This is a genomic window from Chitinophaga horti (assembly GCF_022867795.2).
Classification (GTDB): domain Bacteria; phylum Bacteroidota; class Bacteroidia; order Chitinophagales; family Chitinophagaceae; genus Chitinophaga; species Chitinophaga horti.
The window spans coordinates 1,649,539-1,671,339 of sequence record NZ_CP107006.1 but is presented as its reverse complement, the minus strand read 5'-3'; the positions used below and the strand labels follow the sequence as shown (position 1 = coordinate 1,671,339).

The following is a 21,801-nucleotide window of genomic DNA, read 5'->3' as shown; positions in this document are numbered from 1 at the left end:
TATTCATGAAACATTATATACTGCTGTTGTGTGCTGCGCTTGGCATACTTCCGCTAAAAGCCCAACAACGGGCGGTGCTGACAGGCACCATTACTGCCGATACTGCCTGGGATTACATTTCCCTCCGTGTGTGGGATGAAACACTGACTCCCCGAACGATTGCTGATTTGCCTACGCGCAACTTCAATGCAGACATACATAACGGCCAGTTCCGGTTTGAAGTGCCGGATATCAAAAAGCCAGTATACATCACCCTTGGCAAATTCAATAAGGTAAGCCGCGAGTTCCTCTACATGATGGAACAAACACTATTGGAGCCGGGCGATAGCCTGAACCTGCAATTGACGGGCGTCACCGGCAGGTACCGTAAAATACCCGAGATAGCGGAGCCTTGGCTGGCCGGCTATGGCGTAGCAGCGATAAAGATCACCGGTCGCGGGGCGGCCCGGATGGAACTGACCCGCGCATTACAGGCAGAAGAAAACCGTTTCCAGGACAGCATGAGTAAACTGGGCCGGCGTGTAGAGCTACCGCAGACCGTAGCCTACATGGATTCCAGCATGCCCATCTTCGACTACAAATTACGCACGCAGCTGCAGATACTCGCTTTATTCAGGTCCCGTTTGAGTAAAGCCATGTACCAGTTACAGTATGCAGACATTACCGCGGCGAACTACGTTAGCCGCTATGAGCACTTGCACCTGAGCGTGCTGCAGGTGCGGCGCGGTTTACCGGAACAATACCCCGCGGCATTGGCGGCGGCGAAACGGCTGTACAAACCAGCAAACCTCCGCGACCTTCCGGCAGTCACCCTTGCCAACTCCACCCACTACATCGATTTGCTGGCCATGGAGGGGCGCTTCCTGAGCCTTTTGAACGGCGACAACATTGCGCCTTACAAGTATATTCAGCAGCATAACAAGGGCATCCTGCGCGACAAAGCGATCACCGCTTACTTTTTGGAAAGTGGCCGCAACATCAGCGACCTGAAAGCACAGCTTGACGACGCCCTCTCTTTTACCAAAGACCCTTTTTGCGTGAACCTGTTGAAGGAAACCGCACGCATTTCCACAGCCGGTATGCCCGCCTTTAACTTTTCCCTGCCGGATACTGCCGGCAAGATCGTTACACTCGCCGACCTGAAAGGCAAAACCGTGTTTGTAGACTTCTGGTATACCGGATGTGGTGCGTGCAGCGGGTTTTATAAATCATCGCTATCGAAAGTGGAAGCCGCATTGCTCAATAATCCGGATGTAGTATTTGTCACCATCAGCGTAGACAAAAACAGAAATACCTGGATTAACAGCGTGCGTAAAGATGAGTACACATCTGCCGGCAAAGCCAATGTGATCAACCTGTATACCGCTGGTCAGGGGCCGGATCACGACCTGGTGAAATGGTATAAAGTAAAAGGTTATCCGCATCAACTACTGATCGGGAAAGATGGGCGTATCATCCGTGCATCGAAACTACAACTGCCGGAGCAACAGCTGCTGGCAGTAATTAAAGAAGCGTTGACTACTCAGCGATAAACAAACAACTCTTACTCCTTCCGCCAGAACATGAGTAATGCAGGGGGCCGGCCATGGTGCGCATTAGCAATCCGGGGCCGGTCCTGTTTTTTGGTTACACAATCCGCAATCTTTTCCACAATTGCTCATGCAGGATGTATTGTTACTGCCGACTTGTAACCGATCGTCTGCCAGCGTTCTATGAAAAACGGCGACTCATGCATAGAAGCCACTGGCTTGGCTTTTGATGCATCTTCCCTTCTAAAGAACACTTTATGAAAAACAGACTTCTACTCGCATTAGCGCTCGCCGCTACGGCTGTGTCATGTCATGATGATGACGTTGACGTGAACCAGCTGGAACTTGTTTATGAAGATTCCGTTTACCAACTTACCGGCGTGACCGTGGCAGCAGGAAAAATCTTTACCAACTATCCCCGCTGGTCGGACATACACCAATACGACGTGGTGCAGGTAAACGGCATCCGCAGCTCCTCCCCTTATCCCAATGAAGCCTGGAACAGCTGGGAGCCTGGCCAGGACGGCGAAAACAAATGGGTATGCGCACAAGCCCTGTACCGCGATGACGAAGGCTACATGTGGGCCGTAGATCCCGCCTCTCCCCGCATGCAGGGCGTATATGAAGGCAGTCACAAACTCGTAAAGATAGATGCAGCCACCAACACCATTTTGCGTACCTATTCCTTCGATAGCGTGGCCAGTCCCAACAGTTACCTGAACGATGTACAGGTAGACACTGAGCGCGACATGGCCTATCTCACCAATTCAAAAGAAGGCGGCATTATTGTGCTGAACCTCGCCACCGGACAGGCACGACAGGTCCTGCAGAACCACTACTCCGTCATGTCTGACCCCGCCTATACGTTTAAGATAGACGGCAAAGTACTCAGCCGTTTCGGCAAACCCGTAAAGATGCACTCCGACGGCATTGCCCTTACACCGCATCGCGACTGGCTTTACTACAAGCCACTTACAGACGATAAGTTATACCGCATCAAAACCGAATACCTGCGCGACGGCAGCCTCAGTGAAACCGAACTTGGACGCCATGTCGAAGACCTCGGCCACTTCGCCGCCAGCGACGGCATGATATTCGACAAGAAAGGCAACCTTTACCTGTCGGACATGCAGCACTACCGCATCGTGCGTATCACCCCGCAGCTGCGTATGCAAACCTTCATCAAAGACCGCCGCCTGAGCTGGCCCGACAGCTTTACGATATCTGAAGGCGGGTACCTGTACGTTACCTGTTCCCGCATCCACGAGCAGCCCGACTATAATGACGGCGTTGATAAACGCCAGGGGCGGCCTTATACGATTTATCGCATCCGTTTATAGTTTACATACATCGACAGGAAAGTAAGGGGGCACTTCATTGATGGAGCCCCCTTACCATTTATGATGATGGCGGGTGTGCATTTTTTTCCAATATGTCAAAGAACTTAAGCATTTCCAGGCCTTTTGCCGGGAATACTTGTTTTGGGCAGCCCGCTAAGCGTCGTTTCGACGGTAGGGCGGGGTTTTAGCCTGTTTAGTTGTGATGTTTTGTTAACCTGGGTTGCTGGTGATGTTGCCTTGTAGTTGCCCCCTTGGGCGAGTGCCGTCAGCCTGTATTTGCGAACGACGACTTGCGCTGCGGCACCCGCTGCGCAACACGCCTATATGCGACGTACACGATTGGCATATTGCTTTCCGGCAGCGTGAGGATGTACTGGCATTCATTGCCTGGCAGATCGCTGGCGGTTACGATTACCCTGGCACCCGGGGGGATGTGTTGGGGGCGATAGTTCCAGGCGTCGTCGCCGGAACAGGCGGCCAGGCCTTTTTCCAGCACCGTACCGTCGGGCAGCTCCACCGTGACATAGACATCCTTTACCTGGAAGTTATCCGTCGCCCTGATGAAAATCGTTCCCCCTTGGATATACACTTCGTGCACTTCCGGAGCCTTGAGGTAGTCGGCGATAGCCAGGTTATGCACGTTTTTCCCGTTTCCCGTGGCGGCGTGGTATAGTTGCTGTAAAGCCTCATTGCTGCGCACCCTGGCGGACCAACCCGTTGCCTGTGAGAAATCGGCCCGCGTACGCTCCTGCCCCGGCGTGCCCGGGCCGGGTCGCTTACGGGGTGCTTTTGCGATGATGAGGCGGCCGTGCCGGACGTAGAGTACTACCTGTTTGCCAAACATGCCGGTAGCGCCTGTGGATATGGCATTGAAAGAGTTTTGTATCATGTTTTTTTAGCACAAAGGTCGGAAGTATATCGGCCAGTTTAGATAGGGTCAAGTAGACTTTGAGGTAGGCTCAAATTGACATTTTTGCGTGAAAACCTTTGTTGGCAGAGGGATTGCGCAGGTTTTAACCTTTTTTTGTCCGATGCGGGGTTGGATGGTTGGGTGATGGTTGGGTGGTGGTTGGGTGGTGGTGTTATGTGCTGAAATGGGCTGTCACTGCCAAATCCTAAAACAGTCGGTACGTCGTGCCAAAACGTCCGGCAACAGAAGGCAACGCGTTCTGAACGCTATCAAAAACGATTGGATCAACATACACATGGCTCCATACCACTAGCTTCTGCGCAGCCATACCCCTGTGCAATAGTCAATCATTAGTTTAGGGTAAGGGAACGCCGCGACTCTGGACTCCTGGAAAATCGAGTATATGTCTAACAAATTTCATCTCAAATTTAAAGCTTCTCTATTTCCTAAGCTGTCTAACCTCCGCAGTCAACTCCTCTATTTTTTTATTCTGCTCAATTAAATACAAAGTCAGCTCTTCCACCTTCTGCAGCAACTTTTTATTCATCTCCCCAGTTATGTTCATATCCCCCATTAAGGAAAAAAGTGCCTTTGATCTTCCAATCCACAAATGATCTGACGCCCACGCCCTGGTGACTGAAAGCAATATGCCCCCAACCGGATCCCATCCCTAGCTTATAGGCCACGCCCATCCCCGCACTGCCGTTTTTATGGAACTTATAGGCCACCTGTCCCGCGATGTCGCCCGTAGTAGGAAAATACTGGCTGGACCGCTGAAATTGCACATTCCCGCCAAACTCCAACCGTTGCAGAAAGCTTTTCGTTTTCATCTCATTCGGCTTGAACTCAGGCATCTCCGCAACATTATCCACATCGGGAAAGTTTTTCTTCAACTCATCAAATTGCGCCCGTGCAGCATCCATTTGCTGACCAACGGCCACATTGGCGTTAGGACCACCGCCCATTCGCTGTTGGATCAATGATTCTACCTGGCTGCGGGTTTGCAGACCTTCGAGACTACGGGCGAGGTCTTCGCTGTTTGTTACCCCTCCTGGGTTGAAATTAAACAGGTTGGCCAGTTGAGCGTTTTTTTCCATGAAGCTGTTAAAAGCTTTTGTTTTTTGTAACAGCGCTATTGCTTTTGCCTCCGCCTTTTTTCGATCTTTAAAAACCTCTTTGTATTCCTTTACCTGTTGCGCATAATAGTATGCTTCCTTATTAAGCTTTTGCAGATCCTTGGAAAAGGCAGAATACTGCGACAACTGATTTCTCAGTTGCTGCCGGCGTTCACGGATATACGATTTCACCTGCTCTGCAAATTGTAGTTTAGCCTGCAGCGCCTGCACACTTTGTAAAGACCCGTTCAGCTTGCCCTTAACGCCTTTCGACTTCCTGCATTTTCATTTCCTGATGCTGAAAACGACTAAGTGCCTTATCGGTACGCCTCATCAACTTCTCTTCGAAGCGCCTGGACTTACCCTCCACCTCTTTCAGGAACTTTTCGGGGTAATAAATTTATTGGATATACAGATGCTGTATAACTGATAGGTCAACACGTCAACTAACTGATCCGGGTGTGGTGACGGCGCAGCACATGATTCCATGCAACAGCCATTGTGAAGCGAATTGTTTCATTGGTAACGGGCTTGGATTAAGGTCTATATGGATAATTACCGTCGGGCCAACAATTATTAGTAACAATCAATCCGACGATACAAAATACTAAACTTTTTTAGCAAGTAAGATAAAATGCATAAGAACAAAAACAGAAGACGCGCGACTTAGCCGTCGTTTTCAGATTTGTGATTATTTTTAACGAATAAGCGGAACTGGTTAAAGATAGGTTAGGGTCTATCCCAAGCGCAGCCATAAGCCACCAAATAGCATTATAGCGAACGATATTATTATTATCACAACCGGCACCCAATCGAGAAGCGTATCTTCCTTCAATACAAAAACTTTTGGGTCGCTTCTGTCATAAACGACAACAACACTTTCGCCTCTTTTTAGGCGCGAGGCACCTGTTGAAATTTCGCTCACCAAGGTAAACTCCTTATTCTGATGATCTTTGAATGTGATCACTGGATGCATTGAAAAGCGACCATTTATTAATCTACTGCTAAATCTAACAACCATTCCCGTCGTTTCAACACAATTACGCTTCAAACGGCGCTGTTTTCGGAGTCTTATCAAGGCCGTTAAAAATGCTAATCCACCCATCAACATGATTAACACTGCGGTCCAGTTTAGCGAGTTGGCCCAATCAGCTAAGCTGAATAGCCGATCAAATACTTTCATATATGTATTTTAAAAAGAGGTTTGGTAGACGTTTAGAACAAGAAAAAGCTATAGGCCATTTCATTCATCATAAGTTCTACGTCAGGGTATGTTTCCTTGCGTGAAAACATAGACAACACATAAATATCTTTTGAAAAACTGAAGTAATACTGAATGGCAACAAAGGCAACGCTATTCGCATAGATGTCATATGCTACCCTAACTCCCTTTTGCCCCCTTATATCGAACGCTTCTTTTGAGTTAATCCGTACTAAACCCGCATCGTGTGTTTCACTAAGCATTCTAAGCGCGAAGCTATCTAAATTCTCAGACACATTTCTATGTTTATAGACATTAAGATTAGTACCATTTGCTGAGACTAATAGCAATGGCATATTTTCGACGCTATCTTTCACTAGTTTCCAATCTCGGGGAATATTCATTTTAAAGGGCCGTTCCAAAAATACTGTCCAATCAACGGTATAGGATCTATTGTTGTGATGGTAATGCCAAATCCCCATGCGATAATTATCCTGATATTGCCCCTCCGCCTTTACCCGCCCATCTTCATAATAATATCTCCATGCCCCCCTTTTTTTTCTATCTCTTCCAACCTCACCACGCGACTCAACATTTCCATCGGGAAAATAGGATATGAACTCTAGAGTATTTCCTTTTTGCCAGATTTCACTTATTAGCAAATCTTGTCGAAAATTGCTTTCGAGCTTCCTTTTGACATTACACCCCAAGCAAACCAGTATTAACATGAACAGGAAAAAGCGATATATAAACTTCATATGTTAATTCGTTTTTATTCTAGTCTCAAGCTTAGCCTCACCCTCCAGCCCCAAAAGCACGCCAATTCCACCTGAGACCCCCATGCTCAGAACCCTATATTTGTTTCCATCCGAATCCATCTTAGTTCCGATATTAATACCAAATCCGAGGATAGACCCCCCACCCTGAGAAGTGGTTTCCTGATTCACTTTCCCATTGCCATTCGGTCCTGCAGTCAATACTGTTTCAGTGTTATACGTATACCCAACTCCCGCAGGGGTGAACGGAACTGGGACTGCGGCTGACAAGCCTTGCGTAAATACATATTCTCCGTTTTTACCAACGTATGTCTCCTCAGCCTTGTTTTCTATAGATCCATTTGCAATCTTGCTTGAAAACGTTACCCCATACAACTGCAACGCACCAGCATTTAACTTCCCGCCCACATAGTTTTCTCCAAGCTTGCTTTCTAATTGAAGTCCCATTGTGACCTTCGCTTCGGCACTTGCTTCTATAGTTACCCTTTCTTTAAATTCCTCTTTTACAATTTCAAATGCCACTCGAGGCGCTTCATTAATAACGTTATTTACCCTATCTTTTACCTTATTAACTGCGTAATTAATTGCCCGTGAGACAATAGACTGCATGAAATCTTCAGGCCCACCTAGGACATCAGTCGCCATCATGCCGTCCGGGTCAATAAATCTAATAGGATTGTCCAAACAGTAGCTGTATGGAGAATTTCTCCTCGCTTTTTCCGCTAGAGGGTCTACTACATGCCACCTTCCAATCTGCCCGTCATACATCCGCGCCCCATAATCATACCACTCTAACCCTACACCATCCGCAAACTCTTTCCGCTGCTGCTCTTTCCCGTTATACAAAATCCTGTTTTCCAAGTTCCCGAGAGCACGAGAGCTTATCCCCGCCATCGTCCCACCAAACGGATAATAATGCGTCTCCTCCAACACCGCACCCGGTACAACATCAACAGTCAGGTTATCAAAGAACACATCACCCTCGGTTTCGTTACTTGCGTACACGTACAGGAAACCGCTCTCTTTCACGACCATCTTGTCTGTCGCCAGGGTTTGCAGCACGTCGGGCGATTCCTGCACCTGCCTGACGCCGCTGTTATCTTCTACTAATTTAAACTGATCGTCGAACAGTACAAAATTAACGTAAGCTTTAGGGCGCAGCAGGCTTGGCTGATTACCGTTATCCCGGTCTTTCAGGCGCTGGTATTGACTATTGGTGAGATTTCCTCCGAACGGGGTCTGGTTGGTTTCGCTGCCGGCACTGGCATGATTATCCGTTGCTACTTTGCCGCCAAAGGCCTGTACAAGGGCCGCAGCCATGTCGGCGGCTGGGGCGGCGTTTTTAGGAGCGCTGTTGCCGACGGATTTGTAGAACGCGCGGGCACCAATGGCTACGGTGTCACCGGGCATCACTTTCAATACCAGGGACGGGCCGATTCGCTTGTCTTTATGTTTGCCGTTCAGCTTCGCGACATGACTGTTCGAGGTACCATCCTGCGGATATCCGACTGGCTTCGCGGCGCGGGTAGCGTCTATGTTTGAGAACAGGCTGTTTTCAACAGCGGAGCGCTGGGTTTCCATACTAGCCATGTAACGCTGCGTGGTACGTTCTTCCGTAAGCACCATACGCACATTACCCAGGTGGTCTTTTACAAAATAATCATAGATGTAGCTTCCGTCTTGCGGCCTTAAGCGGCCTTCCTCGTGGGCAAGAAACTGAAGGGTATCATTTTCATAAACGGCACCACTCAGGTAGTCGGTCACCTTTGTTTTATGGGGGCTGGAGGTTTGATCTACTACGGTTTTACGGTGTTTAACGCCGCTCGCATCATAGAGGTAACTGATCGTGCCCTTGCCGGATATAGTTATCTGTGTAGGCAGGTTCAGGTAATTGTAAACAATGTTCTGAATGCCTTTGTTATTGTCTGTCTTCAGGTTACCAGCCACGTCATAGCTATAATCCGAGGTAGCCTGCGAGGGTTCTTTGAAGTCGCCAAGAGTAGAGGAAGGATTGAAAACGGTATCGACTACACCCAGCAATTTGTTTGTACCAGGGATGTAATCATAGCGTAGTTTATCCACAGCCGCGGCGCCGCCCCATTGCTGCATGGCCAGGATATTACCATTAAGGTCATAGGCCGTATTAGCAGCAAGCCCATTACCCATTTTTACGTCATAATTAACGGAGGGATTATCTGCCCAGCTGCCATTCTTTTCCATAAAGTCGGCCTGCAGCAAACGATTTGCCGCATCGTAATGGTAACCGTACGAACGGGATGGCCCGGCTGCTCCGCGCCACTTGATGCCGGCTATGTTACCATTATATTGAGGGGTATTGTAGCCGAAATCGTAGTTTAATTCCTGGCCGAAATAGTGGCCACCCCCACCGTCTACATACGACTTATTTACAGAACTCATCCAGCCACGGATATTATAGGCATATTCCAGGCTTTCCAGCACTGAATTGTCAGAACGATAGAAGTTTTTTTCCTTTAATTGTCCCAGGGCGTCATAGGTATTTTCAGCGATCGTTACTTGCTGACCGGTTACATCATTGGTTACTTTTAGCAGGCGACCGGCATGATCATACTGGCGGCGGATATGTTGAATAATGTCAGCGTGGCCTGCCGATTTAGGATTGCGGAGTTCCAGGCGGGTGGTGAGTACGCGGCCGGCAAAATCGTACAGGTTGGTCGCTACGTTCACGCCGCCAGTGGCGTTGTCTGATAAGGTTTGGCGAAGCCGTCCTTTGTCATCGTAATAGTTCGTAGTGGTTAACCAGGTGTTACTGCCATCGAGCAGCTTCGCCCGCGTGCCGGTTGTTAGACCTTTGACCGCAGTTGTTGTTCCCCGGTCGTCCAGGTAAGGGCTTCCCAACGCATCGAGCGAGTGCGCAACTGCACTTTTTGCGCCATCGTAATTATAGTTGTCGTAGTAGGTATAAGTGAGCGGTTCCAGGTTGCCTTGCTGCAAATTGGGCAATGGATTACTGACAACAGTCCGTTCGTTATACAGGACAGATCCCGGTCCAATTTCAGTCTCAAACTCACTAGCGACGTCGCTATCAAACCCTACTACAAATGTGATCTCCCCGGTAGCTTTATATACTGGTCGCCCGTCGTGGTAGTTAACCTGCAGGTGTGCGGAGGCCGGTACGGTATGTGTTATCGAAGATGTATCGCTAGAGATATTCAGCGCTTCCTGAAGCTGGGTTCCGGTTTCATTCGTCGTATAAAAGGCGGTCATTACGGGGCGGTTGAGCGGATCATAAAACGTTACCAACCACTTGTTTTCTCCCCGAAGGAGCCCGTCCTGCGTCATCACCAGGCGATCGCGTACATCATACAACATGATTACTGGCGCTGCGCCCGGTACCTGCTTTTCGATTAACCTGTTACGGGTATCATAGACATAACGGAAACATTGTTCCGTTCTCAGCGTGAGGTTTGCCATACTCCAGGTTGCGGCCTGGGCTGCTCGGACAGCCATCGGCGGGATCACGTATCTCAAATGGCCGAACGCATCGTAAACATAATAAGTGCACATCCATCCCTCATGGCCCGAAGCCGGGGTTGCCGAGATACGCACTTTTTTCAGGATCACCCGACCATCTTTGTCTTTAAACTCGTCTACACGCTGACCGTTTTCGTCGGTCAGCACATTTTTCATCAGGGCGCCCGCCGCATAATTGGTGGATCTTGCAACAGGATAATCCTGGGCCCCACTGCTTATGTCCCATATCTTAACACTGTCCGAGGCGGTATTCGTGAGATATTGTTGTTCCACACCACGTGCAGACCCTGCCCAGCTATTACCAGGAGCCATGGTACTGAGCACCCGGTTAAGCGGTGACGGTTCGTAGGTTGTCTGCCCATAAAACACCGACTCACCTGGATATTGCCCACCACCAAAACTTACAGCTTCGGTGAACGGGTCTGTTCTGAACCCGCCGGTAGCATTGTCGGCCTGGTAAGGCAAATACTTATATTGCTCCCTGCCAAGCGCATCGTACACAATGGGGCTTACCAAATCCTTTTGAGCCGGAGTAACTCCCTTAGCCACCGTCTGTAGTGGCCTGCCTAAGCCATCAAAATACTGCGTTTGCTGTAATACACCGGTTGCCTGGTCATAACCCAGCAGGCTTGCTGTATCAGCTACTGGCCGCGACGGCGTCCAGGTCCGTATGTAACTGATTTTTGTACCCGATGGGTAAACGCCGGGAGCGGTAACTGGGGTCGCGACCGGCTGAGTGGTGCTGTTTGGCGCATTCTGTGCCTGCATCCGTACCGGGCAGGTACACAACATTAACACTACGACCCACTGTATTGTATATAACTTTTTTGAAGACATGTCAACAAGTATTTACACAGCTACTTTTCGCTGTAGTCGTAATTAATAAGTTTGAGAATGTTCCCGTCCTGGTCGCGTATCAGCCGCAGGCGATTATGTCCGTCGTATTCATAAAACGTCGTTCTTCCGTTTACATCCGTCTGGCTGGTTATTCCCACCAATGGTTTGTATGTATAGGTAGTCACCAGCGCGCCCGGAATGGCCCGCAGCTTATTCAACTCTGTTCTGAGCGCGGCGTCATCGCCTCCCTGAGCGTTATCCAGTATAGTTTGTGAGATGTAGCTCTGCGCCGTACTGAAATCAGTCCCTATCAATTTTGCTACCGGGTAAACGCCTTTGTATCCCCAGAGATAAACTTCTTTAACATCATTCACTTTATGTTGCTCGGCGATGTTACCATAACTATTCACTACTGGATAAAGCAGCCTGTCTTTATAGCGGCTATCTGCCTGAAAGGTGTTGCGCGACGTAGTATTGAATGGCAATATGCCCTGGTTTACGTTCGCAAACTTGAACTGACCGAATGGTAAGGGACTATTATTCTCGAGTATTTTCAATCGGTCAAGTATACCTTTACCTCCGGGTTTATAGATTGATATCGCTCCCGAGAGCAGGTGTGGATTATCGGATGCATCCAGCTCATAGTTTAGCGCTTCGATTGGTGCTGCGATAATATGATTTGCGATCATATCATCGATGAACGGTGTGCCGGCTGCGTAATCCGACGCGTAATTCATATAAGTGACCTTCTTTTTGCCGTCACTGGCTGTGCGCTCGGTGCGGGTGGGCAGCATGTGGTTTTTATTATCGTAGTAGTACTTAATGAGATTGGATTGCGGATTAGCACCATTCTCGTCATAGGTAAGCTGTTCCGTAGATAATAGTTGCACCCAGGAGGTAATGTGATCATAGAAAGCGTGTGCAAAATCGTGTGGGTATCCCCAGTGACCAGGCCCCCAGAATGCGCTTTCTTCTAAAGGCGTACCGCCATTCTGATCGAACTTTAATTGCCGGATCCTGACATTCCGCTGCCTGTAATAATGGTGTTGTGGATTATTGTCGTTGAATCCGTATTTATTTTCAAGAGTATCCTGTTTTATATAATCATTTCCTACGCGCTTATAAACGGCCTTCGTTTGCAATAAGCCCCTTTTATAGTCGGAGGAATTAGGCGGGAATCGAGGGTCCAGGGCAGACGGGCTGGGCCAGTACGACATTATATAAACCTGGTTGAACTCATCCGGCGTATATGAAAACTGGTAGCGAGTGTAACCGTTGTTGTTACCGGCTGCATCGAGATCCCACTCGCAAACTTCAGGATATCCCACGATCGCCCCCTGCGTAACCCCCAGCAAAACCTGGCTTGCACTGCTGATTTCCGATAAGCGTGCCTCGTAGTGACAAAATGCATGGAACGGCTTTCGCCAATGTTCATAACAACTATAGTAATCCGGATAGGTTTCCATTTTACCAAGGCTGTAACCGAAACGTTTTCTCGCCGCCACCTGGTTGTTGCCTGTGTAATTAATGATCTCTTTCACCCTCAGACCACCGGCGAGAGGCAGTGCTTCGGGAAGATCTTCATATCCCATGTAGCCGATTGAAGCAGTTGCCATCGGGATAATCCACATATCATCGTCCGGGTCCGGATCAGGGTAGTTGGATTCGAGGCAATTTGGGCCCATCATTATGGAACAGGAATCATTCACAGTAACGCGATAAGTACCGGCCGTGAAGTTGAGGTTCGTCAGGTTGAGTGAATAATCATACCACCCCCTGCCGTTCGGGGACATCCCACTGGTAGGGAAATGATCGAAGGCATCCCAATAGTGAACAGTGCTGACGGATACGTTACCTCCGGATGTGGTGATCCTTTCAATTCTGACATAAGGTAATACCGTGAGATTTTTATGAGGCGGCTTGGCATAGTCGTTAAAATGAATGGACACACTTACGTTAGATTGATCAAATGGAATAGTGAACTCACCTACTCCCTTCACCGGCTGCTGAAAATTCATAGCAGCACCAGCGGTCTTGTATATGATTGGTTTGGGAGGGGACGGATTAGCGGTGCCTGTATTATCAAAACGATTCGATTCATATGAGAAGGTTGTCCACCCGCCTGTCGGATAAGTGATTTTATTCAACGTGCCAGTTTGGGCAGCTACCGTGTCCACCTCCCTCCGGGCCGTCAAAACATAAGATGCGGCAACGGAGGCTGCGCTGTGGGATGGCAGAAGATTGTTATTGGTATTAAAACCATTATAATATCCCCAATGATCCTGTGCATTGGAGTTTCTGCCGCTAGTACCCACTAATGGCTCACTCGGCGGCAGGGATGTACGGTCAATATAGCCGAAGGCATGTTTTAAAGGCGCAACGCCGGGGCCACCTGTTTCCCTGAGTGTATCAAGATAATACCTGCCGTTCACATAGGCGTACTGCATCCCGATTCCCTTGATCCTGGCACCTTTTCTATCATACACCACCACGCTGTCGAGCATCCTGCCGGTGTTGAACATCATATCCTGCCGGACAGTAGCAGCATTAAATTCTACTTTACCACCGCGCCAGGTAATCCGCCTCAACTGCGAGTTGCCGGTTACAAACGACGAACTTCTTTGGGCCTGTCCCAGTTCTGCACCATTGTAAAGGGTTTGGTTGGTCATAAATACCTGCTCGGCTGTTGGACAGTCGTTGGCTGTGTTGCTTATCTGCAGGAAGTGATTGATCCACCGGCAAGCCTGTGTATATGGGTGTGCATAGCGCTCGTTCTTTTCCACGTACTCGAAGTAGATCGTATCCGCCTTATTAGCGAGAACAATTTCTGTAAGATAAAATGCAGTTCCGCCCTGGCCTGTGATTTCTCCGTTTGGCCTCCTGATTTGCGTATTTTCCAAACCTTTGCCATTGGCGCCGAAACGATAGATGTTACCTGCCTCGTCCAGTACTTCCCACCTGGGGTATGTTGCCGAATATAGTGGCGGGTTAGGTTGATACCAGGTAAAGGGCGTCATCCTGAATAGTAGATTATTGGCTGGCAGGCTCCTCGGGTTAAGGGTACTGTCAAATATCAGCTTACCCGATTTTCCAGCGAAATTATAATAGTAGATATCCGACTCGAGGTCTACATCTCCCCTGCGCACATCCAGGAACAAGGAATAGTCTTCATGTGATTCGATGTCGTAAAAAGATTTAAGCCGGCTACCGAACTTCGAATGGTTAGCGATGCCATTCTGGTCGCTGTCATCCAGCCCGACAATCGTACGGCCGACCATCCCTCCTGCGTTGAGAGTCCAGTTAGTGCCTACCCAGGATGCTTTTTCGTCGATCTTCACGCCGCTGGCGTGGTAGCTTAGTGAAACAGGCAGCTTAAATCCATTGATATTAATCTCGTAAATAGGTATGGATATTCCGGGCGTACCTGTGTACTGCGAAACTGGCCACACGCCGTATTTTCCCAGAGAGGCTGCCTCCGGCGAAGGTGGGGTGATCACAGGTAAAGTGGGATTGTCTTTTCCCTGACCGAAACCCTGCATCCACGTCCCCAATAGCAGGCAACAGGCGCACAATACCATGCGCGCTGCACTTCTGAATGTATTCATTACAATAATATTGATGCTGATTAATTATGGCTTTACGACCCTTTTCATATCTGCCATTTCCGCCTGCATAGCTTTGATCTGCTTCTGCTGTTCGATCACGTACAGGGTTAATTCTTCGATTTTTCGGAGCAGTCGGCTATCCATATCGCCAAGGTCTATCCCATCTTTGGCGACTTCTTCCGCGCTGGGCACGTCGGGCAGATGACCATGTGTATTGATGAATGCTTCCAGTTCTGGTATAGATCTTAATTTATAATCCGGTTGGAATACGTAGTCCGCCCAGGCAGCTTGTGTGACGCGGACTTTTCTGGCCCCGATAATACCTTCTACGGCAAGGCGATAAGCGCCCGTGCTTGCAGTCCCGATACCAATATTGCTGTTTACAAACAGGCTGTTGGCTACGCGAACATTATAATCCCCCTCCGCGATACTCATAACCTGACCCGTTGGCGTGCCGTCATTACCGTAACCGGCGTAAAATCTGATACCTCCATAATTATAATAACCTACCATCTTTATCCCGGTGTGGTAGTTAATAACCAGTTTGGGATAAGGAAACGTCCATGGACCTGCCTCCTGGTATATCCCATAATGAAAATGCGGTTGTTGGCTATCGTTATCAACTCCACGGAAAGTGTAAAGTTTGGCAGCCACGCGTCCTACTACATCCAACTCCACATTAGGAGTGGTGGTTCCTATGCCGACAGCCCCGGTGCCAGGAAAAGTATTTTGTGAAAAAACGGGCCGTGCTGCCATGAGCATGGCCACCGACAAGGGAATAAAAACAAGTGCTTTCATCTCAACGAGTATTCTTTAGGGATAAGTGTCTAATCTCCGACGCGATTCTATACGCCGGTATTGCATAAATTGTATCCAGGAAAGGTAATTATGAATTGACGGGTTACGGCAAAATAAGGTCTGATGTCGATTTCATAGCTAACACATTCGGGTACAGGGTTGATAAAACTCGATACTTACACGAGCTATACGATTACGAATGTATCATCTTTCTGGGGTAGATAAAAATATTCTGGTGTGTTTTTTTTAAGAAAATACCCGCCGACTCCTCCCAGTCCACCGTTCCAAATATCACTTCAGCCCAACCAATTGCCGCTTCAAACACCGCCCCTTCCCTACCTGCAGCCATTCCCCTAATTTGCCATCCTGATAACTACGCAGCACTTCTGGCAATGAGCAATACTATCGGTAACAGCAGCACGCCGCCCGGCGAGCATACCTGGCGGATGAACATATCCTGGGTGGAAGGCACGTGTTTCTTCCTACTGGTGATGTTGATCAGCTTCCTGTACGGGATGCCGCAATATCTTTCCGGCAGGATATCGTGGTTCTCGTTACTGGAAACGTTGCTGGACTGTGTATTTATGACGGTAGCGGCATTGCCGGCCTGGTGGTTACACTTCAGGATGGGTGCCAGGTGGCAGTTGAAATGGCGATTATCCTTGCACTCGTTTACCATCCTGGTATATTATGGGAACTGGTTGCTGTGTTACGTGGTATACAATCCTATAGCGGGCCACCCCGTGATGACGCCCTGGCAGGTATTATACAATGCCGGGCCGAATATTTTGTTCTATCTGCAACTGTTTAGCTTTCTGCATATCTATCATTTTTTCAGGGAGAGAGAGGCGCAACTGAAGCGGGAACAAGAACTGGCGTCGCTGGCGTACAATAGCGAGATACAGGCATTAAAAGCACAGATACAACCACACTTCCTGTTTAATACACTCAACTCCATCAGCGCGAGCGTACCGCCGGAACAGGAAACGACCAGGGAGCTGATCGCGCAGCTGGCCGATACGTTTCGATATGCTTTGTATGTGAGCCGGAACGAATGGGTGGCGCTGGAGGAAGAAGCCACATTCATCCGCACAATGCTGGAGCTGGAGCACCGGCGTTTCGGTAAACGGCTTCAATATGAGATCACCCCGCTGGGCGAACTGGCAAGCCTGATTGTTCCATCGATGTTATTGCAACCGCTGGTAGAAAATGCGATACGACACGGCGTAGCGCCGCAGGTAGAAGGCGGTAAGATTACGGTGGCTTTTGAGCGACACGGGCAACGGCTGAAAGTAAGCGTGAGCGACACGGGAAACGGCCACCAGGCCGCGCGGGAACAGATGCTGAATAGTGACGGCGTAGGATTAAAGAATGTGCGGCGAAGACTGGAGTTGTTGTTTAAAGAAACCATCAACATAGAAAAAAATGAGCCTAAGGGCCTGATCTTTTACTTTTTCATTCCTGCTCAATACCATGTCAATCAAAACCGTACTTATCATCGACGACGAAGAAGCCTCGCGGAGCCTGATACGGCAGTATCTTTCCGCCCACCCCACGTTGCAGATCCTGGGTGAATGTGAGAACGGACTCGAAGCAGTAAAGGCCATCAACCTACATAAACCACATCTGGTGTTCCTCGACGTGCAGATGCCCGGATTGAACGGCTTCCAGGTACTTCACGAGATCAGTCATGTGCCACTCATTATCTTCACAACAGCCTACGACCGCTTTGCGATCAAAGCGTTTGAACTGAATGCAGTGGACTATCTCCTGAAACCCTACACCCGGCAACGTTTCGACCTGGCAGTAGAGAAGGCGCGGCAACGGACAGATCAACATGCATTGTATGAGCTGGCCTCCAGCTTACCCGTACGGCAAGGCACCTGGCCCACCCGTATTTTCGTAGAGCTGCCCGGGCGATTGCGCAGCCTGGACCTGCACCTGGTGTTGTACCTTAAAGCAGAAAAGGAATATACCCGCATCCATACCGCGCAGGAATCGTACCTCAGCTCGCAGGGCATCAACGCCATGGAAAAGCGGCTCGACCCGCAGCGGTTTATGCGTGTGCATCGCTCGTTTATCGTAAACATCTATCACATTAAAGAAGTGTACCGTGACATTTCCCGCACTTTCATCCTGCTAAATGGAGGAACGGAAATCAGTGTGAGCAGGAACTACATCAATCACCTTAAAAAACTAATTTACTGATCACCTGGTAGCCAAATAATGCAGTTCGTAGCCATTTCCTGCACTTCGTAGGAAAGGGTCAGGTTGTTTGTGGTGTGTGTTATAATTTCATGGATCATCCATTAGATAAACACAACAGCAGATATATGAAAATTCTTTGCAAGGACCATGAAATGGCCGCCGCGAAACAGCTGATCGCCCTTGTTTCCTCAATCGACCCCAGGATCGAGATCGTGCATGAACCTCAGCGGCCCGCCGCTCAACGCTTCCTGGCCCGCTCCGGCAGCAGGCTTTGTTCCGTGCCTGTAGAAGACATTGCGTACTTCTACATCCGCAACCGCCTGTGCTGCATTCGAACGATCCATAACACCGACCACTTCATCACCAAAAGTCTCGACGATGTGGAGCAGGAAACCGACAACACCCTGTTCTTCCGCATCAACCGCCAGTTTATCGTGAACTACCGGCATATACAACAGGTGCAGGCCTGGTTCAGCGGCAAGTTGAAAGTGAAAGTAAAACCCGAAGTGCCCGAAGACATTATCGTAAGCCGACTTAAAGCCAGCGAGTTTAAGAAGTGGCTGGGCGAATAAACTGTTTTACAAAAAGTGTCGCCCCATTTGTGATTGCTGGCCCCAAAGGGTTGCCGATTCCGGCAGCCCCTTTTTTATTTTGCCCGCGTGGAATAAATAATCGGTACCTTTAATCATACCAGTAACCAAATGAAAGCATTGAGCAGTGAGCTGTTGAGAGACATAGCACATATACAAAACATACCTATTATTCCGCTGATCCTCGAAGTAGTATGCCGCAGCACCGGCATGGGCTTTGCTGCCGTGGCGCGAGTTACAGAGGATAAATGGATCGCCTGCAGCGTGCGCGACGAAATTGCATTCGGTTTAACTCCAGGCGGTGAACTTCCCCTGGAAACCACCATCTGCCATGAAATCCGGCAGAGCGGGCAAGGCGTGATCATCGACCAGGTATCAGCAGATGCACATTTCTGTACACACCGTACGCCGTTGCAATACGGTTTTCAGAGCTACATTTCCATCCCGATCATTTTGCCGGACGGCCAGTTCTTTGGCACCCTTTGCGCCATCGACCCTGCTCCTGCCCTGCTAAACAATACTAAGACCATCGGGATGTTCACCGCCTTCACCGAACTGATCGCGTTTCACGTCGCGCAGCAACGCCTGCTGGAGCAACAAACGCGTGCCCTGGCGGAAACCGTTCAGGAACTGGGTGAGAGCCGCGATGAGAACAGGCAGTACCGGCATATATCGAATCATAACTTACAGGAACCGCTGCGTAAACTGCGCATGTTCAGCAGTATGCTAACCGATCCGATTACACCGCCCGACGCAGCGAAAACCCAAGCCCTTGCCGCGCGGATCAACGATAGTGCGCGCCGCATTTCGATGATGATACGCGACTTGTCAGATTTCTCCGGCACACCGGCCCAGCATAATTTCGAACAGGTAGATTTGCAACAGGTGATACGCATCGTGAGCTCACAGCTCGGCGTTACCGTGCAGGCAGGACCTATCCCGCCGATTAAAGCCGTACGCGAACAAATGGAGCAGCTATTCTTTCAGTTGCTGGATAACGCGGTGAAGTTCGCAAAGCCAGGCGTGGTACCTGAAGTACATATTACTACAATGACAGATGCCAACGAGATGGCAATTATTGTTGATGATAACGGCATCGGGATCGCCCCTTCGCAACTGGAGAAAATCTTCGACCTGTTCTCCCGGTTATCGACCGACTTGCCCATGGATAGCTTTGGGATGGGACTGGCGTTTTGCCGGAAGATCGTGCGGCAACATGGCGGGCGGATTGAGGCAGAGTCGAGAGACGATGGAGCCAGGATTAGAATAGTATTCCCCACTGCATAAAAAAACCGGAAGCTTTACACTTCCGGTTTTTTGCTGTAGGAGTAGGAGTCGAACCTACACGAGGCAGTTAGCCAGCATACAATAACTTGAAATGGTTAGTACGTTATACGCCGGTTTATCCCGTTATCCTCACCCCCGAGACAAGAGGGCATGTCTGCCAGTTTCATCACCCCACAGTGTGTTGCTATCCTTTCTGATAACAGTACAAACATACAACAAAATGGATTTACATTCCAAATTATTCAAGCATAATCTATTTTATTTAGACAACATCTAATAAAATTCAACTTTGTTAGATAAACAAAAATAACCACTGTTTAAAAAACTGCAAATTGAATAATTGCTAAGCCTTTTTCAACCCATTCAACCAGTAAAGAATATCCGCAGAGGGGGTCACCAGCGTAACGGTGCGACTAAAGCGGGCGATATTGATGCCGTGACAAACTCCATCAGTGTCAAATACCGGGCTTCCGCATTCGCTGGCGGTAACCCAGGCGTCGTGTGCAAACACATGCCGGAACCCATCAGCACGGAGACTGGCGCGGCCTTCGAAATGTTCTGCAGGATGTTGAGAGCGCTGAGGTTCGGCCAGTACCACTTCCTGCGTGAAGAGACTGTCTTGCCGTTGCAGCGTGAAACTCACCTTTTCCCCCGGCGAGCGAGGTTGCACCTGGATGGCATAGTCCTCCGGCTTTTCGAGACTTACGCCATCGACCTTTAACAACTTGTCCCCCCGCTTCCAGCCGGCCTTATCGGCCGGACTGCCCGGTGCGATGTTCGTAAGCGTTACCGCATTGTCGATAAACCGCGCCGGCGCACCCAGAAAACCGGGATGCTTTTTTACAGCCAGTGCGAAGGGCGCACAGCTAATCACCCCATGCTTTTCCTCCCCCTTTGGCAGCGCTGTAAACAGCCAACTGCCTATCGAAGGCGTAAGCGTGTCCGCAGACAACCGAACCCCGTTGCTAATACGCGCATCAATTTGTAAAAGCACCAGGTCCTGCTCCTCATTGCGTGCCAGGATCTGTGCCTTTTTGCCGGCTATTACCGGCCACTCTCCCACACAGGAGCTTTTGCTGATAATAAAAGATCCTTTCAATTTGCGATAAGCCGGAGGTGCTTCTGCCAGTACCGTTCCGCATTGCAGTTGTTCGCGGCCGTCCATATCGCTTGTAATCGTTACACTTCCGGTAAGGCCATTCGGCGCGATAGCCGTCATGGCTGCGGGGGCAGGCGCGATCTGCTCTCCCGGCAGCGAATCAGTTTGATCAGGCCACTGGCCCCAGGCTTTTCTTTGTTGTAAAGCCGTCCAATAAAGTTTATACAGATCGACAGGCACTTCATAGTTCTCCCGTATGGTGAGGTTGCAACGACTGTTCATCCCGATCACACGCCCTGCCAGATCGAAGATCGGTCCGCCCGAATCGCCCGGCTCCATGGCACAACTGGTCTGCATGAACCGATACCGCGTATCCGGCTGGATCACCGTACCATAGCGTACCGTGGGAAATGTTTGCGCCAGCTTTTCCGGGTACGAGATCCCTACTACCCCATCCCCCTTCCTGACTGCCGTAGAAGCCCCCATTGGCGCAAACGGAAATGGCCCATCCTCTATAATCTTCATCATCGCCATATCCGGCATCCCGGACGAGTCCCTCATGGTGATCGTGCCCAGTCCCGCTGCGATGGCCGTACGCCCATCCGGAAACCTAAGCTTGTACGTAAGCCCTGGCCTGATCGCGTGCGCGACCGTGAGCACATATCCGTCGGCACTTACCACTACCGCGCTGAACTGCGAACTGTTTTGCACCTGACGGGCCGTATCGAAACCATGAGCCCTTACGCTGGCACTGTACGCGCGCTGTAAAGCCTCATTCATCGCCGGCTTGAGCTGCTGACTGGAAGCATGAAATGCAGTCAACAGGGCCATGACTGCCAGTATGTGTCTTTTACGGATCATCTTTTAATGGTTGGTTGTGATGCGAAAGATAGGGAGATTAAGTGCTGGAGTTATACCGGTCATGTAAAACCCTTTCTTTAATTTATTTTGAAAAAAGAAAAAGATAATTACCTTTGCATCCCCCGCTACGGT

At 49.4% G+C, this 21,801-nt stretch carries 14 protein-coding genes; 6 read left to right on the top strand and 8 right to left on the bottom strand.

Features of this window, described 5'->3' with window-relative positions:
- Window positions 1–5: 5 nt before the first annotated feature.
- Together MKQ68_RS06865 and MKQ68_RS06860 are read left to right on the top strand one after the other, a co-directional pair.
- Window positions 6–1,532: a TlpA family protein disulfide reductase gene (locus MKQ68_RS06865; RefSeq protein ID WP_264282643.1), complete on the top strand. Its 1,527-nt coding sequence runs from the start codon at window positions 6–8 to the stop codon at window positions 1,530–1,532.
- 254 nt (window positions 1,533–1,786) lie between these two features.
- Window positions 1,787–2,869, top strand: a complete 1,083-nt coding sequence (locus tag MKQ68_RS06860) for an SMP-30/gluconolactonase/LRE family protein (RefSeq protein WP_264282642.1) — start codon at window positions 1,787–1,789, stop codon at window positions 2,867–2,869.
- 265 nt (window positions 2,870–3,134) lie between these two features.
- Here MKQ68_RS06860 and MKQ68_RS06855 read toward each other — a convergent pair whose 3' ends face one another.
- The 7 genes from MKQ68_RS06855 to MKQ68_RS06825 form a co-directional block, all read right to left on the bottom strand.
- Window positions 3,135–3,758: a hypothetical protein gene (locus MKQ68_RS06855; protein ID WP_264282641.1), complete on the bottom strand. Its 624-nt coding sequence runs from the start codon at window positions 3,756–3,758 to the stop codon at window positions 3,135–3,137.
- Window positions 3,759–4,318: 560 nt separating this feature from the next.
- Window positions 4,319–5,125, bottom strand: coding sequence for a hypothetical protein (locus tag MKQ68_RS06850; RefSeq protein ID WP_264282640.1), 807 nt, complete (start codon window positions 5,123–5,125; stop codon window positions 4,319–4,321).
- Between the two features lie 505 nt (window positions 5,126–5,630).
- Window positions 5,631–6,077: a DUF3592 domain-containing protein gene (locus MKQ68_RS06845; RefSeq protein ID WP_244840275.1), complete on the bottom strand. Its 447-nt coding sequence runs from the start codon at window positions 6,075–6,077 to the stop codon at window positions 5,631–5,633.
- Window positions 6,078–6,109: 32 nt separating this feature from the next.
- Window positions 6,110–6,853, bottom strand: a complete 744-nt coding sequence (locus tag MKQ68_RS06840) for a toxin-antitoxin system YwqK family antitoxin (protein ID WP_264282639.1) — start codon at window positions 6,851–6,853, stop codon at window positions 6,110–6,112.
- 3 nt (window positions 6,854–6,856) lie between these two features.
- Window positions 6,857–11,152 (bottom strand): DUF6443 domain-containing protein, encoded by a 4,296-nt coding sequence (locus tag MKQ68_RS06835; protein ID WP_264282638.1) that lies wholly within the window; start codon window positions 11,150–11,152, stop codon window positions 6,857–6,859.
- A gap of 89 nt (window positions 11,153–11,241) precedes the next feature.
- The gene (locus tag MKQ68_RS06830; protein WP_264282637.1) at window positions 11,242–14,826 is read right to left on the bottom strand and encodes a hypothetical protein; all 3,585 of its coding nucleotides are present in this window, start codon (window positions 14,824–14,826) and stop codon (window positions 11,242–11,244) included.
- Between the two features lie 24 nt (window positions 14,827–14,850).
- Entirely contained in the window at window positions 14,851–15,624 is a 774-nt protein-coding gene (locus MKQ68_RS06825) for a hypothetical protein (RefSeq protein WP_264282636.1), read from the bottom strand.
- Between the two features lie 392 nt (window positions 15,625–16,016).
- Between MKQ68_RS06825 and MKQ68_RS06820 the strand changes: the two genes are divergently transcribed.
- From MKQ68_RS06820 to MKQ68_RS06805, 4 genes are all read left to right on the top strand, one after another.
- On the top strand, window positions 16,017–17,198 hold the full coding sequence (locus MKQ68_RS06820) for a sensor histidine kinase (RefSeq protein WP_244840262.1): 1,182 nt from the start codon (window positions 16,017–16,019) through the stop codon (window positions 17,196–17,198).
- Window positions 17,098–17,832, top strand: a complete 735-nt coding sequence (locus MKQ68_RS06815; RefSeq protein ID WP_264282635.1) for a LytR/AlgR family response regulator transcription factor — start codon at window positions 17,098–17,100, stop codon at window positions 17,830–17,832. The genes MKQ68_RS06820 and MKQ68_RS06815 overlap by 101 nt, the downstream gene beginning before the upstream one ends.
- 125 nt (window positions 17,833–17,957) lie before the next feature.
- A complete protein-coding gene (locus tag MKQ68_RS06810) occupies window positions 17,958–18,404 on the top strand; it encodes a LytR/AlgR family response regulator transcription factor (protein ID WP_244840260.1) in 447 nt (148 codons plus the stop codon).
- Between the two features lie 129 nt (window positions 18,405–18,533).
- Window positions 18,534–19,709: a GAF domain-containing sensor histidine kinase gene (locus MKQ68_RS06805; RefSeq protein WP_264282634.1), complete on the top strand. Its 1,176-nt coding sequence runs from the start codon at window positions 18,534–18,536 to the stop codon at window positions 19,707–19,709.
- Between the two features lie 343 nt (window positions 19,710–20,052).
- Here MKQ68_RS06805 and MKQ68_RS06800 read toward each other — a convergent pair whose 3' ends face one another.
- Window positions 20,053–21,669 (bottom strand): S1C family serine protease, encoded by a 1,617-nt coding sequence (locus tag MKQ68_RS06800; protein WP_264282633.1) that lies wholly within the window; start codon window positions 21,667–21,669, stop codon window positions 20,053–20,055.
- Window positions 21,670–21,801: the final 132 nt, after the last annotated feature.

What these genes read in the sequence shown, in the direction of transcription:
- MKQ68_RS06865 (WP_264282643.1), top strand. Translation starts at nt 6, where the DNA reads ATGAAACATTATATACTGCTGTTGTGTGCTGCGCTTGGCATACTTCCG.
- MKQ68_RS06860 (WP_264282642.1), top strand. Translation starts at nt 1,787, where the DNA reads ATGAAAAACAGACTTCTACTCGCATTAGCGCTCGCCGCTACGGCTGTG.
- MKQ68_RS06855 (WP_264282641.1), bottom strand. Translation starts at nt 3,758, where the DNA reads ATGATACAAAACTCTTTCAATGCCATATCCACAGGCGCTACCGGCATG.
- MKQ68_RS06845 (WP_244840275.1), bottom strand. Translation starts at nt 6,077, where the DNA reads ATGAAAGTATTTGATCGGCTATTCAGCTTAGCTGATTGGGCCAACTCG.
- MKQ68_RS06840 (WP_264282639.1), bottom strand. Translation starts at nt 6,853, where the DNA reads ATGAAGTTTATATATCGCTTTTTCCTGTTCATGTTAATACTGGTTTGC.
- MKQ68_RS06835 (WP_264282638.1), bottom strand. Translation starts at nt 11,152, where the DNA reads ATGCAGGCACAGAATGCGCCAAACAGCACCACTCAGCCGGTCGCGACC.
- MKQ68_RS06830 (WP_264282637.1), bottom strand. Translation starts at nt 14,826, where the DNA reads ATGAATACATTCAGAAGTGCAGCGCGCATGGTATTGTGCGCCTGTTGC.
- MKQ68_RS06825 (WP_264282636.1), bottom strand. Translation starts at nt 15,624, where the DNA reads ATGAAAGCACTTGTTTTTATTCCCTTGTCGGTGGCCATGCTCATGGCA.
- MKQ68_RS06820 (WP_244840262.1), top strand. Translation starts at nt 16,017, where the DNA reads ATGAGCAATACTATCGGTAACAGCAGCACGCCGCCCGGCGAGCATACC.
- MKQ68_RS06815 (WP_264282635.1), top strand. Translation starts at nt 17,098, where the DNA reads ATGTCAATCAAAACCGTACTTATCATCGACGACGAAGAAGCCTCGCGG.
- MKQ68_RS06810 (WP_244840260.1), top strand. Translation starts at nt 17,958, where the DNA reads ATGAAAATTCTTTGCAAGGACCATGAAATGGCCGCCGCGAAACAGCTG.
- MKQ68_RS06805 (WP_264282634.1), top strand. Translation starts at nt 18,534, where the DNA reads ATGAAAGCATTGAGCAGTGAGCTGTTGAGAGACATAGCACATATACAA.
- MKQ68_RS06800 (WP_264282633.1), bottom strand. Translation starts at nt 21,669, where the DNA reads ATGATCCGTAAAAGACACATACTGGCAGTCATGGCCCTGTTGACTGCA.